Genomic DNA, 14,005 nt, shown 5'->3' on the forward strand with positions numbered 1-14,005 from the left:
AACGGCCACTAGTCCTGGGCTTCGCCGAGGCGCGCGTCGGGCGTGAGCTCGCCCCTGAGACCGCCGCCGGTCGCAGCCCGGGCAAGAGCGCGACCCAGCGCAGGTGCCTGCTTGAACAGATTGTGACCGGCCACAAAAAAGACAGAGCCTGCCTCCCACACGGCCACGCCGTCCTCGCTCCACGGGAGGTCGGTCACCCAGCAGTGAAGGAAATCGCGCGGCTCTGGGTGGAGACCGGGCAGCGCCCGTGTCACGTATTCGCGTGCGCGCTCGTCCAGCGATCGAATCGCCGCAGGGTCGATGAACGTTCCGTCGTCGCGGACGCCGACGGTTTCGCTGAGTCCGACCGAATAACTGCTGTTACCCGGTAGCGGGGTCGCGTACACGCCGACTTCGCCGAAGACGCCGCTGCTGTCCTGCAGGCACGCGACTCGTGCCGGGGCGGCGGCTTTCACGTCGAAGGTCAGCCGGACGTGTGCGGCAAGGCGAACCGGCAGCGACAGGCCGACGCTGCGGGCCAGGCGGGCGGTTTCGCGGCCGGCGCACACGACGACCTTGGAGTAGACAGCCCGGTCGGTGACGCTGCGCACCTCGACCGTCCCATCGGCACGGGGATCGATGGAGATGACCTCTGAGGTGGTGACGGCATCTGCGAGGCCACCCGCGAGTGCCGTGATCGCGGTGCGGGTGCGGATCGCGCCGCCCGACTCGTCGAGCACCGCTGGCCCCGAGTACCCAGCGAGCAGCGGCATTCGCTGGGCGAGCTCGGCGGCATCGATCTCGTGCGCTTCCACGCCGCCGACCTGGTCGAGCACCCGCAGCCGCGCCAGGGCGCTGTCGCCGATCGCCACGACACCATCTGATGAGACCAGCTCGACGTCGAAGTGTTCGGCCCACTCATCCCATACGCCGCGGCTTTCGCGCGCGAGAGCGACGAGTCGCGGGTCGTCGTGGGCGTGCCGGAAGATCCGCGACTCGCCTGCGGACTGACCCGTGCCGGGCACACCGGCCTCGTACAAGCGGACCGGAACGCCCTGCTCCCGCAGCGCGTACGCCGTCGACAGACCGACGATCCCGCCCCCGATCACTGCTACCTCGGGTGAACGCGTCGTGGCAACGTCGTTGTCAGTTCCTGTCATCGCGGTTCCTCGATCTGTTAGGGATGTGCGATAGGCCGCATGAGAAGGGGCCGCTGCCACGACGTCAACGGACTGTGTCAGCCCGAAGTCACCGCGCGCAGCGGCCCCTCATGTCGGGGTCAGTAATCCCGGTTTGTCGTGTCAGGCGGGAAGCTTGAAGCCCAACACGTCGAGCTTCTCGATCGTCGGTTCGGAGAACAACGTGCCGGTGTTTTCGCCGAGAGCTGCCGCAACAGCACCGGACAGGTGAGCGTCACGTCCGGCGTCGTCGGGGAACACGTCGAAGATCCCGAAGGAGGAGGGCCCGAGGCGGATCGCGAACCACGCAGTGGTCGCCGGCTCTTCCCCAACAAGCGCACGGCCGCTGTCAAGGAACTCCTTCACGTCGTCCTCCTTGCCGGGCAGCGCGTCGAACCTGACCAGCAGTCCCTTGGTCACACTCATGACTGCTACTCTTCCTTCGTCGTGGTGCCCTCGAGCTGGGACACGATCGCCGCGGAGAACGCCGGCAGGTCCTCAGGCGAGCGGCTGGTGATGAGGTTCTTGTCGACCACGACCTCTTCGTCAACGACGTTCGCGCCGGCATTGCGCAGATCCGTGCGGATGCTCGGGAAGGACGTCAGGGTGCGACCGGTGGCCACGCCCGCCTCGATCAACGTCCACGGTCCGTGACAGATCGCCGCCACCGGCTTGCCGCTCTCGACGAAGTCCCGGACGAAGGCGACAGCGTCCTTGTCGACCCGGAGCTGGTCGGGGTTCACCGTGCCGCCCGGAAGCACCAAGGCGTCGTAGTCGGCCACCGAGGCCTCAGCCACCAGCCCGTCGACGCCGAACGTCCCCGCCGGGTCCAGGTCGTTTTCGCGGGCCTGGATCTCGCCCTCATCGAGCGAGAGGACCTCGGTCCGAGCGCCGGCCTTGTCCAGAACCTCGCGGGGTTGCTCGAGTTCGACGCGCTCGACCCCGTCCGCGGCGAGGATCGCGACTCTCTTGCCCTGCAGATTTGCTGCCATGTCAGTTTGCCTTCTTTCCGTCGGACATACCCGGCTTGATGACGACCTTGGTCCAGCCCTCGGACCTGGAGTCGAAGTTCCTGTAGGCGTCGGCGGCCTGGTCCAGCGAGATCTCGTGGGAGACGATCCAGGACGGCTTCGCCTTGTCAGCCGCGATCAGGTCACGCAGCCGGCGGTTGTACCTCTTGACCGGGCACTGACCGTTGCCCATGGTCTGTCCCTTGAACCAGTGGGTGCCGAAGTCGATGGCCGCCTTGCCCTGCTTGGCCAATTCGCCCTTGGCCCCCGGGTCCTCGGGGACGAACACGCCGACGGTGCCGATCCCGCCGGTAAAACGCACCGAGTTGATGAGCATGTTCAAGGTGGCAGCCGGGTCTTCGTTCCCCTGCGGGTCGTGGGCCTGGTAGCCCACGCACTCGCAGCCACGGTCGGCTCCGAGCCCCATGGTCTCGTCCAGCACAGCCTGCACGGGGTCGGTCTTGGAGTCGTCGATGGCGATCGCTCCGATCTGCTCGGCCAGCGCGAGCCGGTCGGGGTGGCGATCGACCACCATGACCTTCGCGGCGCCCTTGATCGTCGCGGACAGCGCAGCCATCAGACCCACCGGACCGGCTCCAGCGATCACGACACTGTCGCCCGGGATCACGCCAGCCATCTCGGTGGCGTGGTAACCGGTGGGGAAGATGTCGGAGAGCATGACGTAGTCATTCTCCTTCTCCTCCGCGTCCTCGCCCAGGCGCAGTGCGTTGTGGTCGCCGAAGGGCACCCGGAGCAGCTCGGCCTGGCCGCCGCCGTACGGGCCCATCTCTGCAAAACCGTAGGCCGCACCGGCGGCAGACGGGTCAGGCTGGGTGGTGAGGCAGTAGTTCGTGAGCCCGCGCTCGCAGTTCTTGCAGAATCCGCACGAGATGTTGAAGGGCAGCACGACCCGGTCGCCGACCTGGACCTTCTCGACGCCCTTACCGATCTCTACCACCTCCCCCATGTTTTCGTGGCCGAAGGTGCGGCCCTCCTCGAAGGAGGTCCGTCCCTCGTACATGTGCAGGTCCGAGCCGCAGATATTGGTCGTTGTCATCCTGACCAGCACATCGGTGGGGCGCTCGATCTTCGCGTCCGGAACATCCGTGACCGCGACATCTCTGGGCCCCTGATAGACAACAGCCTTCATGGCGAGTCTCCAATTGTGGTGCGTGGTGAACTTCTGACTCCTTCACACTCACAGTGCGTCACGGCCGAGTCAAGCGCGTGTCACCGAACCCGACATGATCTGGATTGTCCGCGGCGGCGGCACGTCATGCCCCCGCGGTCGCGATGGTGCTCGCCGTCGTCGTGGTCGCCGAGATCGCATAGTTCGGCCACGGCGAACAGCCCCTGACCTGCGGAAATGCAGGTCAGGGGCTGTTCGGTTCTGGTGGTCGCGCGATGCGCTGGCCTCACGGCTCTGCCCGACACCGACGTCGCTCTCCTCTGCGACGGACCCCTCGCCGGCCGAACGCTCGCGGCCGGCATCCTGTCCGTGTGCCGATAGGCCTCGCACCGCTCGGCTACGCAGCATGGCGTTGCGTCGCGACCTGGCGACGGCTCGGCGGGGCGCGATCGTCTCGTGCGTTGGCGGACTACGGGAGCTTGGACGCGAGGACGTCGGCCGCCAGGATCTCGGGTGCTGCGCCGAGGAGGTGCTGGTTGGCCATCAGGGCTGCGACGATGTCGCCGTTGGCGTGGGCGTCGCGAGCGGCCTCGTCGGGGAATGCATCGAAGATCCAGAAGGTGTCGGCGTCGGTCCTGACCGCGAACCAGACAATCGTTCCTACTTCTTCGTTGGCGAGTGCGACAGCGCCGGCGAGCAGATCGGCGAGCGCGTCGTGCTGTCCATCGGCCGCGACGATCTTGGCGACGAAGGCATACGGAAGTGATGCGGGTGTGGACATGAGGGACTCTCCTTGAAATCGGGGTTCTTCGTGGGACGAGTTCAGCGTATGACGAGCGAGGGCCGGTGGGGAGTGGCGTATACGGCAGTATTGCTATTGTTTACGTCATGCGTATCGGACTGATCGCGATCGACGGCTGCTTCGGTTCGGCTATCGCGTCGATCATCGACATCGTGCGGGTGGCCGACGGAGCCCGCGGCGATGTCGACCCGCGGATCGACCCGATTGAACTCGCCATCCTCGGACCGAAACGGCGAGTGACCACGACGGCATCGATGACCCTGTCGGTGGACCACCCGCTGTCGGAGTCCGGAGAGTTCGACGTGGTCGTCGTCCCTGCGCTTGGAACCCTTACGGGCGCCGCTACTAACGACGCCCTCCAGAGCCGAGATGCTCGTTCGGTCATCGCCTCGCTCGGGCGCCTCGACGAGGCGACCACCCGGATCGCCGCGGCGTGCACCGGCGTGTTCGCTGTCGCCGAGACCGGACGGATGCATCATCGGCGGGCGACGACCAGCTGGTTCCTGGGGCCGGAGTTCCTGAAGCGCTATCCAACCGTCGCCCTCGATCTCGACACCATGGTCGTGGCCGACGGGAACCTCGTCACCGCCGGCGCCGCGTTCGCCCACATCGACCTCGTGCTCTCACTCGTGCGATCGATCAGCCCCGACCTGGCCCAACATGTCGCCAAGCTCCTCATCATCGACGAGCGCCCGTCGCAGGCGGCCTTCGTCGCCTACGAACATCTCCGGCACGAGGACCCGATCGTCGTCGAGTTCGAACGCTTCGTGCGCGCCCGCCTGGACGAACCGTTCAACGTCGCCTTCGTCGCGCAGTCACTTGGCACCAGCCGGCGCACCCTCGAACGACGAGTCCGTGCGGCGCTCAACCTCACTCCGCTCGGCTTCGTCCAACGGCTTCGCATCGAACGAGCTCGGCACCTCTCAGCAACCACGGACCTCACCTCCGCCGAGATCGCGCTACGAGTCGGCTACGCGAACGCCGAGACTCTGCGCTCCCTCCTGCGTAGGGAGCGACGGCGTTCCTGACCTCTCGCCATGCCTGTAGCCGGTGTGCTAGTGCTCGACTGGAACCACCTCTCAGCACGTCGCGTCAACGCTCCTGCGTCGCCCCTGGACGACCCACTCGACACGCCCGCCGCACAGGCCGTGTGACGTGTCCCGGCTTCCCGGACGGTCGGGGTTGGGTGGCTGTGGTGTCGCTGCGTTCTCGTCGAGAGGATCAGCAGACCCGATCAGAGTCGATTGGGATAAGACGCGAAGGCGGTCAGGTCAGGGCCGCCGAAGCCGGCCGGCGGGGTAGCGTCGGTCACGTCGAGGTCTTTCGGATGGATGGCGTCGGAACCTCCCTCGCCGGGAGATCTCGACGTCTATCTGCGGACCGACGCGCCCGGCCGACCTACACCGTCATCTGGGGAAGAGCCGGGATACCTCGCTCGCTGATGCCGCGAGGGGTAACCCGGAGGCATCACGATTCAGGGCTCCGTACCCGAAGTCATAAGCGAAGATTATGCAAACTCATAACATTGGGTTCTTGCTGCAAACGAAGGCCCTCTCTGCAGTCTTCGCTGCATTTCGACACTAGATGTCGAGAAGCAGCGCAGATTGCCCACGACACGCGTCCCGCTTTGGACAGACCGCCCCTGATGGCACGGCTGTGCAAAGTAGGCCTCCGCAGCCCTGCCCAACTTCGTCGGCCGTTCGGCTCCATCACGGTTGCCTGGTGGGCATGCCCACCCCGACCTAGGAGTGGTTGCGGGACGTTGACTGTTTCCTCCTGAGCCACCTTCGGTCGGAAGTCAGACCCGCTGTTGTGATGCCTTCCTCACATCGGCGAAGACCTTTGGTTCGCCGTCGGTGAGCAGCATGACCTTGTAGGGGTCGAACTCGGCTTCCTGCTCCATGCCGGGCGTCCCGACAGGCATGGCTGGCACGCTCAGGCCGCGTGCGCCCTTCGGTGGGTCGGCTAGGTACTTCAGGACGAATCGTGCCGGGACGTGTCCGACGAAGACGTCTCCGTCGGAGGTGAGCGACAGGTGGCAGGACTGCATGTCCAAGGCGATGTCATGGCGTTCCCAGACCTCGTGGAGGGCTTCGGGGTGCTCGGTGGTGATGGTGAACCCGTTGTCTTCGGCGTGGGCGACCCATCCGCCGCAGCACCCGCAGGAGGCATCCTTGTACACAGTCATCACCAGTTGTTCCGGGTCGACTCCGTAGTCGGCGACCTTCGCGGGCATCGACGTCTCTTTCGCGGTGGGCGCCGGGCCCTCGTCCGCGCAGGCGGTCAGCAAGGACGCCGACCCGATGCTGGCCAGGAGGAGGGTGCGCCGGCTGATCTGTTGGGGGGTGCGTGAACTGGTGAACATTGGATCAGGACCTTCGATGTGTGGGGGGGCCCGGCCGGCGCACAGCCGGCCGGGCCCGTTGGGAGCAGTCAGAGCGAGTCGCGCATGGTGCGCATCTCCTTGATCTCAGCGTTCTGGTCGCTGATGACGTTCTTGGACAGCTCCACCGCGTCGGGGTTCTCCCCGTCCCGGCGGTGGTCCTTGGCCATCTTCACGGCGCCTTGGTGGTGCTCGATCATCTGGTCGAGGAACAGCGTGGAGGCTTGTTCGCCGTCGGCCGCCTTGAGCTTCTTGATGTCCTCGGGGCTGACCATGCCGTCATGGCTCATCTCGTCTCCGGAGCCGGAGTCACCACCGTGGCCCTTGTGGCCGGAGTCGTCCTGACCCCAGTCCTTGAGCCAGGTCTGCATCTCCTTGATCTCTGGCCCTTGGGCCTTCTTGATCTGCTTGGCCATCTCCACCACGTCGGGGTTGACCCCGGACTTGTCGAGGATGATGTCGGACATCTCCACGGCCTGCTGGTGATGCATGATCATGCCTTCGGCGTAGGTGACGTCGGCGTCGTTGAACTGTGCCGACGCCTGGCTACTGCCGCTCTCGCTGCCGCCGTGGGAGCCGTGGCTGCTACTGCCTTGGGAGCAGCCACTGACGATGAGGGTGGCTGCCGCGGCGGTCGCCAATGTCTTGGTGATGGTGTTCTTGCGCATGCGAAATCGCGGTTCCTTTGTCTGGTGTTGATCGGGCAGGACTGCGTCCGGCGACGCCGTGTGGCGTGGTCGGACGCGAGACGCATGCTCACGTTCGGCTGATGCACAGCCGAATCAACGAAACGCGTGACAGGTGCCCCGGTGGGGGTGGTGACTGGGCAGCGAGCCAGGTCACCCACGGGGGTTGCCATCGCCACGAGGAGCCACCGCGCCGTGGCACGAGGGTCACCAGCCACAGCAGCATGAACAAGCAGATCGCGGCCATTGAGCCTTGCTCGTCGCAGCCGGGGGACGGACATGAATGTGCGCCCGAGCTCGCTGGGTCTTGATGCGTGTGGTGGCTCGTGCTCGAGTCCACCTGCTGCGTGGAGACCTCGCCCGGCATGTGATGGCCGACGGAGAATCCGTGCATGGCAAGTATGCCTGCGACCACCGCGGTGGCCAGCCCCAGAACCAGCAGGCCCCATGGAGGCTGAAGCGTGCGACCAACCTGCGTGCGCGCGCTGTGGTCGGGGGCCATGGCCCACATTCTATGAGTCGCCTGTCGTGGGATGTCGGCGGCAGGACCCCTCGCCGCGCCGGCACGTGGTCGGCGCGGCGAGGAGGCTGCGGGCAAGCCAGATCAGATGTCACCTACGCGTGCAGCAGTCCCGGTGAGCACAAGATGTTTCAGTGAGCTTCGTCGCTCAATGTCGCAGGATTCGCTCGAATTGAACAGAAAGAATCGATAGACTAAATAGACTAGAGAATGCGACATATCCACCGAAAAGCCCTACATCGATCGTGCTTGGCAACACGCTCAACAGTTCACGCTTCGCGCCTCCGTGTCAGGAACCACGGGCCCGCCCCTTGGCACCTCTTGACAGCACAGCTCAGGAGCCCAGGTATTCCAGCCTCATTCGGGCGAGCTTGGAATCAACAGCCGATGCAGTCGACGGGCCCGTGACCAGCGCGCCCGAGATGGGAGTGGCAAGTGGGAAACCTAGGCGCGTACGAAGACATCGTGGTCCGCGCGAAGGAAGCGGGCGGCGTTGATATGCTCATCGAGAGCATCGAGAGGTCGGCAGCATTCAGGGCCATGCCGAAGGCTTTCGTGGCGGGGGCTGGAGTCGCGACGGTCTTGGCCGTGGGAGTCACAGCGGCTAGGTCGTAATTGCAGCGCGCTGCGGTCGACGAGGCTGAGGCGATCCGCCCGAAAGTCCAGTTGAACGCCATTGTCGATGAGGGTCGGCCGAGCGACGAATCTCAACCGTGAACGCGACAGACCGCCAAGTCGACGACGACCCAGCCTCACCCAGCGGTGACTAACAGCCGCCCATCTACGGCCAGCCAAGCGCTCCCCCCACTCGAGCTTCAGTACCGCAAGCAGACCGAGGGAGACGCGGTCGGCAGTAGCCCCTGCCCGCGCGGCGTCCGAGCACCAGAAGTCTGGCGTCCTAGTGCCGTCGGATCCTCGCATCTTAGATAGAAGTCGTCTTGCTCTGATTTAGGGCGCTTCTCGACACTAGTGTCGAGATGCAGCGCAGATTGCATACGACACGCGGCCTACTTTGCACGAACCTCGCCTTGGGGAGGGCGTCGCGCAAAGTAGCCGAGCCAGAACTTTCGGCCTCATTTTGAGCGCTGCCGACACTGGGCCGAGGCACTTGAGCCGCCTGCGCAGCCGACGGCCGTGAGCGCTCGGGACCCGACTCACGCCCTGACAGCAGTGAGCCATGCTCCTTCACATCAGAGGGGCACTTCCCAGTCGCTTATGAGTCTGGTTTGCAGCCGCTGGACGATCGCATCCCAGCCGCCGGTGAGCAGGAGTGTCCCGACGATGATCAGCAGGGTGGCGCCGACGACCTGGATCGCGCGCTGGTGTCGTTGCAGCCACGACGAGACCGGGGCCCAGCGCTCGTAGGCCGCGGCGATGAGGATGAAGGGCAGTCCCAGCCCGAGGCAGTAGGCCACGGCGAGAACGACAGCTCGGGTGATCGAGGCGTCGCCGGCGAGGTTGAGCGCGAGGACCGCGGCGATAGTCGGGCCCATGCAGGGCGCCCAGCCCAGGCCGAAGACGGCCCCGAGGACAGGGGCCCCGGCCAGGCCAGTGGCGGGCTTGATCGTCAGGCGGAAGGTCCGCTGCGAACCGGCGCCGAGGAAGACCAGGGCCATGAGGATCACCACTACGCCCCCGATGCGCATCAGTAGCTCTCGGTGCTCCACGAGCGCGCGGCCGGCGGTGGCCACGAACATCGAGGCAAGAACGAAAACGATGGTGAAGCCGAGGATAAACAGCAACGCACCCAAGACCATCCGGCCACGGCTGCGCCTCTCCAGTGCTACGTCGGACAGGCCAGTGACGTAGCCGAGATAGCCCGGTACGAGGGGCAGCACGCAGGGCGTGGCGAAGGAAACGAGCCCCGCGAGGGCCGCGACGAGCGCCGCGAGAGGCAGAGCCCCACTGGCGACCTGGTCACTGAGCCCGGTCGTGAAAGCGACGATCATCGGTCCTCCTCGGCGAGGGTGTCCTCGATCAGGCCTTGAAGGGTCGACTGCGTGGTCGCTCCGAGGACAACCGCAGCGATACGACCCTGGCGGTCGAGGACAGCGGTGGAGGGCTGGGTGGTCATTTTGCCTTGCATGGCGATCGAGGTGGTGCCGGACTTGTCGTAGATCGAGGGCCAGGTGAAGCCCCACGTCTTGGCTTGTGATCTGCCGGTCTCCACGGAGGACTCTCGGAAGTTGATCCCGACGAGCTGCACGTCATCGCCCTTGAGCTCTTTGTTGAGCGCGACGAGGTGTGGGGCCTCTTTGGCGCAGGGTCCGCACCAGCTGGCCCAGACGTTGACGACGACGACCTGGCCGCGGTGATCGGCGCTGTCCCACGTCTGGCCGTCAAGCGTTTCACCAGCGAGCTCGACGGGTTCGCCGCGCTGGGTCTCGTCGAAAGCGGTCACGCTGCCGTCCCCGGATCGATAGCCGAGGTCTTGCTCATCCTTGGCACCGGATGAGGAGCACGCGGCGAGACCACCGGTGGCAGCGACAGCACCGGCCGCGGCGAGGAGACTTCGGCGGGAGGGGCAGCGTGCGGTCATTCGGGTCTCATGCTCCTGAGGTCGTCGCCGCGCGTGCGTGGATGCGCGGCGAGGTATCGGGGTCGTCGTTCGTCAGCGCCGAGGCGGCTGGAGGATGCCGCTCGGCCTCTCGGCGTGATGGCGATTCGGTCCACGGGTCAGTGATCACAGGAGCGTGACCCAGTAGTCCCAGAACCTGATAGCGATGAGCACGACGATCACCAGGTACCAAGCGGTCAAGACCGCTGCGCGGTACTCGATGAGCATCGCCACACCGCGGCGCGTGGGCGAAGCGACGGTGCCCCGGTGACGCCGAAGGTTGTGAATGGTGGTGTGCCAGAAGACGGCGATGGTCACGACCCACACGACCATGCAATAGGGACACAGTGCGCCGATCACGTACAGACTCTGGAAGATCAGCCAGTGAATGAACACCACCGCGAGGGTCACCGCGGCCTGGGTCGCCACCCACAACCATGCACGAAGGCTTGTGGCACTGACCAGGACTGCTCCAAGCATGGCAAGGGCTGCGAACCCCGCGACTCCGATAAGCGGATTTGGGATACCGAAGGCGTCGGCTTGAGGGGTGACCATGACCGAGCCGCAGGACAGGATCGGGTTGATGCTGCACGAGGGGACGTAGTCCGGGTTCTTGAGCAGCTCGATCTTCTCCACGAGCAGCACGACGGCGCAGAGCAGCCCGACCAGGCCCCCGACGAGGTACAGCCAGCCCAGTCCGCGTGCGTTGAATGCAGCCGCCGGAGTGACGACGGTCGGCTCAGTCTTCGATTGCGGCATCAAGCTTGGTCTCGAAGTCGGCGATGGTGGTCGGCTCGATCTTTTCGCCGTCGAGGAAGAACGTGGGGGTGCCGGTGACGCCCAGTGTCTGGGCGTCCTTCTTGCTCTGCTCGATGCGCTGCGCGGCGGCGGGGTCCTTCAGGCTGGCGCGGTACTGCTTCATGTCCAGCCCCAGCTCCTGGGCATATCCCTCGAAGGTCTTCTCCTTGGACGATTCAGAGTGGCTCCACTCGGCCTGCGTCTCGAAGAGCTTGTCGTGCATTTCCTCGAACTTGTCCTGTTCACGGGCGGCCTCGGCAGCCAGTGCCGCGTTCATCGAGTTTCCGTGGAGGGGGAGGTAGCGCACCACGAAGGTCACGTCTTTGCCGTACTTCTCTCGCAGGTCTGTCATGACGGGGTGGGCTGCACCGCACGCTTCGCACTCGAAGTCGAGGTACTCCACGAACACTGCCTTCTTGCCGGAGGTCAGGCGGGGGCTGTCATCGCGCACCAAGGGCGCGGACGCCCCGCTTCCGGACCCCGTGGGTGCCGCTTCTTCGCCGGCCCGGCTGAACGTCACCGCAGCGACCAATGCCACCAGAACCGCCACGATCATGGCCATGGACAGTTTCAGGCTCTTGCTCATCGGGTTCCAATCATCGAAGGGCGCTGCTGGCGCGCAGAGTAGTCATCGATTCTGGCCTCAGGCTGGGAATGGCGCTGGGTGCGGATGGCTCGCAAACCGTTGGCGATGACGATGACCTCGGCGACCTCGTGGACCAGCACGACCGCGGCCAGACCCAGCACGCCGAACAGGGCGAGCGGGAAGAGGACCGCGATCAGGGCCACGGACAGGACGACGTTTTGGGTCATGATCGCTCGTCCGCGGCGGGCATGTGCGAGGGCTTGTGGCAGCAGCCGCAGGTCGTGGCCGGTGAAGGCAACGTCTGCGGACTCGACTGCGGCGGCGGAACCGCTGGCGCCCATCGCGATACCGACGGTGGCCGTGGCCAGCGCGGGCGCGTCGTTGATGCCGTCGCCGATCATCGCCGTCGGGGCCGTGGCCATCGAGGCGCGTATGTGGTCGGCCTTGTCCTGGGGCAGGGTCTCCGCGTGAACCTCTCGGATGCCGGCTTCACTGGCGATGGCCTGCGCGGTGCGTGCGTTGTCACCGGTGAGCATCACGGTGGACACCCCCTGCTGGTGCAGGGCGGAGATGGCCTGGGCTGCCTCAGGGCGCAGCTCGTCGCGGACGCCGATCACGCCGCACGCTTGATCGTTGACCTCGACCACAATGAGGCTCATGCCTTGACTGGCCATAGCGTCGGCCTGCCCGCTCAGGTCGGTCGGGGCGACCCAGCGGGGGCTGCCAACGCGTACCCGGAGTCCGTCCACCAACCCGGTGACACCGTGTCCGGCGTGCTCGTGGACGTCGCTCGCCGCAGGATGATCTGGTGAGGCAGCGACCACCGCCGCCGCCAGGGGGTGGGTGCTGGTGGCCTCCAGTGCCGCTGCCAAGGAGAGCACCTCCGCGTCGGTGTGACCGTTGGCCGCGTGAGTGGCCACCACCCGGGGCTCGTTGCGAGTCAGGGTGCCTGTTTTGTCGAAGGCGATCGTGCGGATCGTCCCGAGCTGCTCGAAGGCCGCTCCGGACTTGATGATCACCCCGAACTTGCTGGCCGAGCCGATCGCTGAGATCACCGTGACCGGGACCGCGATCGCCAAGGCGCAGGGTGAGGCCGCGACCAGCACCACCAGCGCACGCTCGATCCACGTCTGTGGGTCGTCCACGACGAAGCCGTACGCCGCGATCGCAGCAGCGGCCAGCAGCACCAATGGGACGAGTGGTTGGGCGATGCGGTCAGCCAGGCGCGCACGATCGCCCTTGTTCGCGTGAGCCTGCTCGACGAGCTCGACCATCTGGGTCAGGGAGTTGTCGCGCCCGTCGGCGACTGCTGTGATGCGCAACGTGCCCGAGGTGTTGACCGATCCGGCCGCGATCTCGTCGCCGGGCGCGACTTCGACGGGGATCGACTCTCCGGTGATTGCCGAGGTGTCCAGCCACGAGTGACCCGCCTCGACGACGCCGTCTGTGCTGACCCGGTCGCCAGCGCCGACGAGAAGAACATCGCCCCGCCGAACCTGCTCGGCGGGGATCCGCTCGTCCGTTCCCGCTCGTGAAACGACAGCGGTTTCCGGGATGAGGGACAACAACGCCCGCAGCCCGTGACGGGCCCGGTCCATGGCGCGGTCCTCAAGTGCCTCGGCGATCGAGAACAGAAAGGCCAACGCTGCTGCCTCGCCCACGTGCCCCAGCAGGATGGCGCCTGTACCGGCGATCGTCATCAGCAGGCCCACACCCAACCGGCCCTGCCCACGCCCCGTGATTAGGCGGCGGATCGCTGCCGGAGCAAACGTCCAGGCACCCGCAGCCAAGCCGATCGCGTAGGACAGCACGCTCAGGCCCTCGGCGCCGCCGAATTCCAGCAGCAGTCCGGTCAGCCACAGCACTCCAGCGGCGGCTGGCAGTGCCAAGCCCTGATCACGCCACCACGGCGCGAGATCCTCAGCGACGGGCCCGTCCGTTCCGCAGCACACATCACTCATCGTCAGACCCTCTGCTCATCGGCAACCAGCGCAGGTGTAGTCCCGCAGCACAACGGCACGTCACAGTTCGCGTCCATGCAGGGGACCCCGTCGTCGACCGCCAAGACCACGTCCATCAACGACTCCAACGCCCGAGTCAGATGCGCATCGGCGATCTCGTAGCGGGTCCGACGGCCTTCCGGCACGGTGATCACGATCCCGCAGCCACGCAGGCACGCGAGGTGATTGGAGACATTCGTGCGGCTCAGATCGAGATCACGAGCCAACTGGGCCGGATAGCTCGCCTCCTGCAACAACGACACCAAGATCCGCGCTCGAGTCGGATCCGCCATCGCCCTACCCAAGCGATTGAGCACGTCCAGGAGAGCAGCACTGTTCAGCATGCAGTGACCATACACTGGATCGCCCCGGGTTTA

The 14,005-nt window shown here is 65.9% G+C and carries 14 protein-coding genes; 1 reads left to right on the forward strand and 13 read right to left on the reverse strand.

The window, feature by feature from the left end; genetic code table 11:
* Positions 1–8: 8 nt before the first annotated feature.
* The 5 genes from CWN80_RS06095 to CWN80_RS06115 all read right to left on the reverse strand — a co-directional run bounded on the left by CWN80_RS06095 (position 9) and on the right by CWN80_RS06115 (position 4,077).
* On the reverse strand, positions 9–1,139 hold the full coding sequence (locus CWN80_RS06095) for an NAD(P)/FAD-dependent oxidoreductase (RefSeq protein ID WP_192899843.1): 1,131 nt from the start codon (positions 1,137–1,139) through the stop codon (positions 9–11).
* Positions 1,140–1,280: 141 nt separating this feature from the next.
* Positions 1,281–1,583: a putative quinol monooxygenase gene (locus tag CWN80_RS06100; protein ID WP_007929436.1), complete on the reverse strand. Its 303-nt coding sequence runs from the start codon at positions 1,581–1,583 to the stop codon at positions 1,281–1,283.
* A gap of 5 nt (positions 1,584–1,588) precedes the next feature.
* Positions 1,589–2,149, reverse strand: coding sequence for a type 1 glutamine amidotransferase domain-containing protein (locus CWN80_RS06105; protein WP_007929437.1), 561 nt, complete (start codon positions 2,147–2,149; stop codon positions 1,589–1,591).
* Between the two features lies 1 nt (position 2,150).
* Positions 2,151–3,317 (reverse strand): glutathione-independent formaldehyde dehydrogenase, encoded by a 1,167-nt coding sequence (locus tag CWN80_RS06110; protein WP_040881699.1) that lies wholly within the window; start codon positions 3,315–3,317, stop codon positions 2,151–2,153.
* A gap of 448 nt (positions 3,318–3,765) precedes the next feature.
* Positions 3,766–4,077: a putative quinol monooxygenase gene (locus CWN80_RS06115; RefSeq protein WP_007929439.1), complete on the reverse strand. Its 312-nt coding sequence runs from the start codon at positions 4,075–4,077 to the stop codon at positions 3,766–3,768.
* A 107-nt stretch (positions 4,078–4,184) separates the two neighbouring features.
* Here CWN80_RS06115 and CWN80_RS06120 point away from each other — a divergent pair, with 107 nt between their 5' ends.
* Positions 4,185–5,126: a GlxA family transcriptional regulator gene (locus tag CWN80_RS06120; protein ID WP_040881704.1), complete on the forward strand. Its 942-nt coding sequence runs from the start codon at positions 4,185–4,187 to the stop codon at positions 5,124–5,126.
* Positions 5,127–5,896: 770 nt separating this feature from the next.
* Here the strand turns inward: CWN80_RS06120 and CWN80_RS06130 are convergent.
* The 8 genes from CWN80_RS06130 to cmtR all read right to left on the reverse strand — a co-directional run bounded on the left by CWN80_RS06130 (position 5,897) and on the right by cmtR (position 13,972).
* Entirely contained in the window at positions 5,897–6,334 is a 438-nt protein-coding gene (locus CWN80_RS06130; RefSeq protein WP_157986916.1) for a DUF411 domain-containing protein, read from the reverse strand.
* Positions 6,335–6,531: 197 nt separating this feature from the next.
* On the reverse strand, positions 6,532–7,149 hold the full coding sequence (locus tag CWN80_RS06135) for a DUF305 domain-containing protein (protein ID WP_128277012.1): 618 nt from the start codon (positions 7,147–7,149) through the stop codon (positions 6,532–6,534).
* A gap of 1,728 nt (positions 7,150–8,877) precedes the next feature.
* Positions 8,878–9,636: a cytochrome c biogenesis CcdA family protein gene (locus tag CWN80_RS06140; RefSeq protein ID WP_128277013.1), complete on the reverse strand. Its 759-nt coding sequence runs from the start codon at positions 9,634–9,636 to the stop codon at positions 8,878–8,880.
* Positions 9,633–10,226, reverse strand: coding sequence for a TlpA disulfide reductase family protein (locus CWN80_RS06145; protein ID WP_007926783.1), 594 nt, complete (start codon positions 10,224–10,226; stop codon positions 9,633–9,635). The genes CWN80_RS06140 and CWN80_RS06145 overlap by 4 nt, the downstream gene beginning before the upstream one ends.
* Before the next feature lie 144 nt (positions 10,227–10,370).
* The gene (locus CWN80_RS06150) at positions 10,371–11,003 is read right to left on the reverse strand and encodes a vitamin K epoxide reductase family protein (RefSeq protein WP_007926781.1); all 633 of its coding nucleotides are present in this window, start codon (positions 11,001–11,003) and stop codon (positions 10,371–10,373) included.
* Positions 10,984–11,628 carry a DsbA family protein gene (locus CWN80_RS06155; protein WP_007926780.1) on the reverse strand — a complete coding sequence of 215 codons (645 nt, stop codon included), beginning with the start codon at positions 11,626–11,628 and terminating at the stop codon, positions 10,984–10,986. Before CWN80_RS06155 ends, CWN80_RS06150 begins: the two co-directional genes overlap by 20 nt.
* A complete protein-coding gene (locus CWN80_RS06160) occupies positions 11,625–13,589 on the reverse strand; it encodes a heavy metal translocating P-type ATPase (RefSeq protein ID WP_128277014.1) in 1,965 nt (654 codons plus the stop codon). Before CWN80_RS06160 ends, CWN80_RS06155 begins: the two co-directional genes overlap by 4 nt.
* 2 nt (positions 13,590–13,591) lie before the next feature.
* Entirely contained in the window at positions 13,592–13,972 is a 381-nt protein-coding gene (gene cmtR / locus CWN80_RS06165; protein WP_007926778.1) for a Cd(II)/Pb(II)-sensing metalloregulatory transcriptional regulator CmtR, read from the reverse strand.
* Positions 13,973–14,005: the final 33 nt, after the last annotated feature.

The sequence above is a fragment of the Janibacter hoylei PVAS-1 genome (assembly GCF_004025845.1).
Classification (GTDB): domain Bacteria; phylum Actinomycetota; class Actinomycetes; order Actinomycetales; family Dermatophilaceae; genus Janibacter; species Janibacter hoylei.

What these genes read in the sequence shown, in the direction of transcription:
- CWN80_RS06095 (WP_192899843.1), bottom strand. Translation starts at nt 1,139, where the DNA reads ATGACAGGAACTGACAACGACGTTGCCACGACGCGTTCACCCGAGGTA.
- CWN80_RS06100 (WP_007929436.1), bottom strand. Translation starts at nt 1,583, where the DNA reads ATGAGTGTGACCAAGGGACTGCTGGTCAGGTTCGACGCGCTGCCCGGC.
- CWN80_RS06105 (WP_007929437.1), bottom strand. Translation starts at nt 2,149, where the DNA reads ATGGCAGCAAATCTGCAGGGCAAGAGAGTCGCGATCCTCGCCGCGGAC.
- CWN80_RS06110 (WP_040881699.1), bottom strand. Translation starts at nt 3,317, where the DNA reads ATGAAGGCTGTTGTCTATCAGGGGCCCAGAGATGTCGCGGTCACGGAT.
- CWN80_RS06115 (WP_007929439.1), bottom strand. Translation starts at nt 4,077, where the DNA reads ATGTCCACACCCGCATCACTTCCGTATGCCTTCGTCGCCAAGATCGTC.
- CWN80_RS06120 (WP_040881704.1), top strand. Translation starts at nt 4,185, where the DNA reads ATGCGTATCGGACTGATCGCGATCGACGGCTGCTTCGGTTCGGCTATC.
- CWN80_RS06130 (WP_157986916.1), bottom strand. Translation starts at nt 6,334, where the DNA reads ATGCCCGCGAAGGTCGCCGACTACGGAGTCGACCCGGAACAACTGGTG.
- CWN80_RS06135 (WP_128277012.1), bottom strand. Translation starts at nt 7,149, where the DNA reads ATGCGCAAGAACACCATCACCAAGACATTGGCGACCGCCGCGGCAGCC.
- CWN80_RS06140 (WP_128277013.1), bottom strand. Translation starts at nt 9,636, where the DNA reads ATGATCGTCGCTTTCACGACCGGGCTCAGTGACCAGGTCGCCAGTGGG.
- CWN80_RS06145 (WP_007926783.1), bottom strand. Translation starts at nt 10,226, where the DNA reads ATGACCGCACGCTGCCCCTCCCGCCGAAGTCTCCTCGCCGCGGCCGGT.
- CWN80_RS06150 (WP_007926781.1), bottom strand. Translation starts at nt 11,003, where the DNA reads ATGCCGCAATCGAAGACTGAGCCGACCGTCGTCACTCCGGCGGCTGCA.
- CWN80_RS06155 (WP_007926780.1), bottom strand. Translation starts at nt 11,628, where the DNA reads ATGAGCAAGAGCCTGAAACTGTCCATGGCCATGATCGTGGCGGTTCTG.
- CWN80_RS06160 (WP_128277014.1), bottom strand. Translation starts at nt 13,589, where the DNA reads ATGAGTGATGTGTGCTGCGGAACGGACGGGCCCGTCGCTGAGGATCTC.
- cmtR (WP_007926778.1), bottom strand. Translation starts at nt 13,972, where the DNA reads ATGCTGAACAGTGCTGCTCTCCTGGACGTGCTCAATCGCTTGGGTAGG.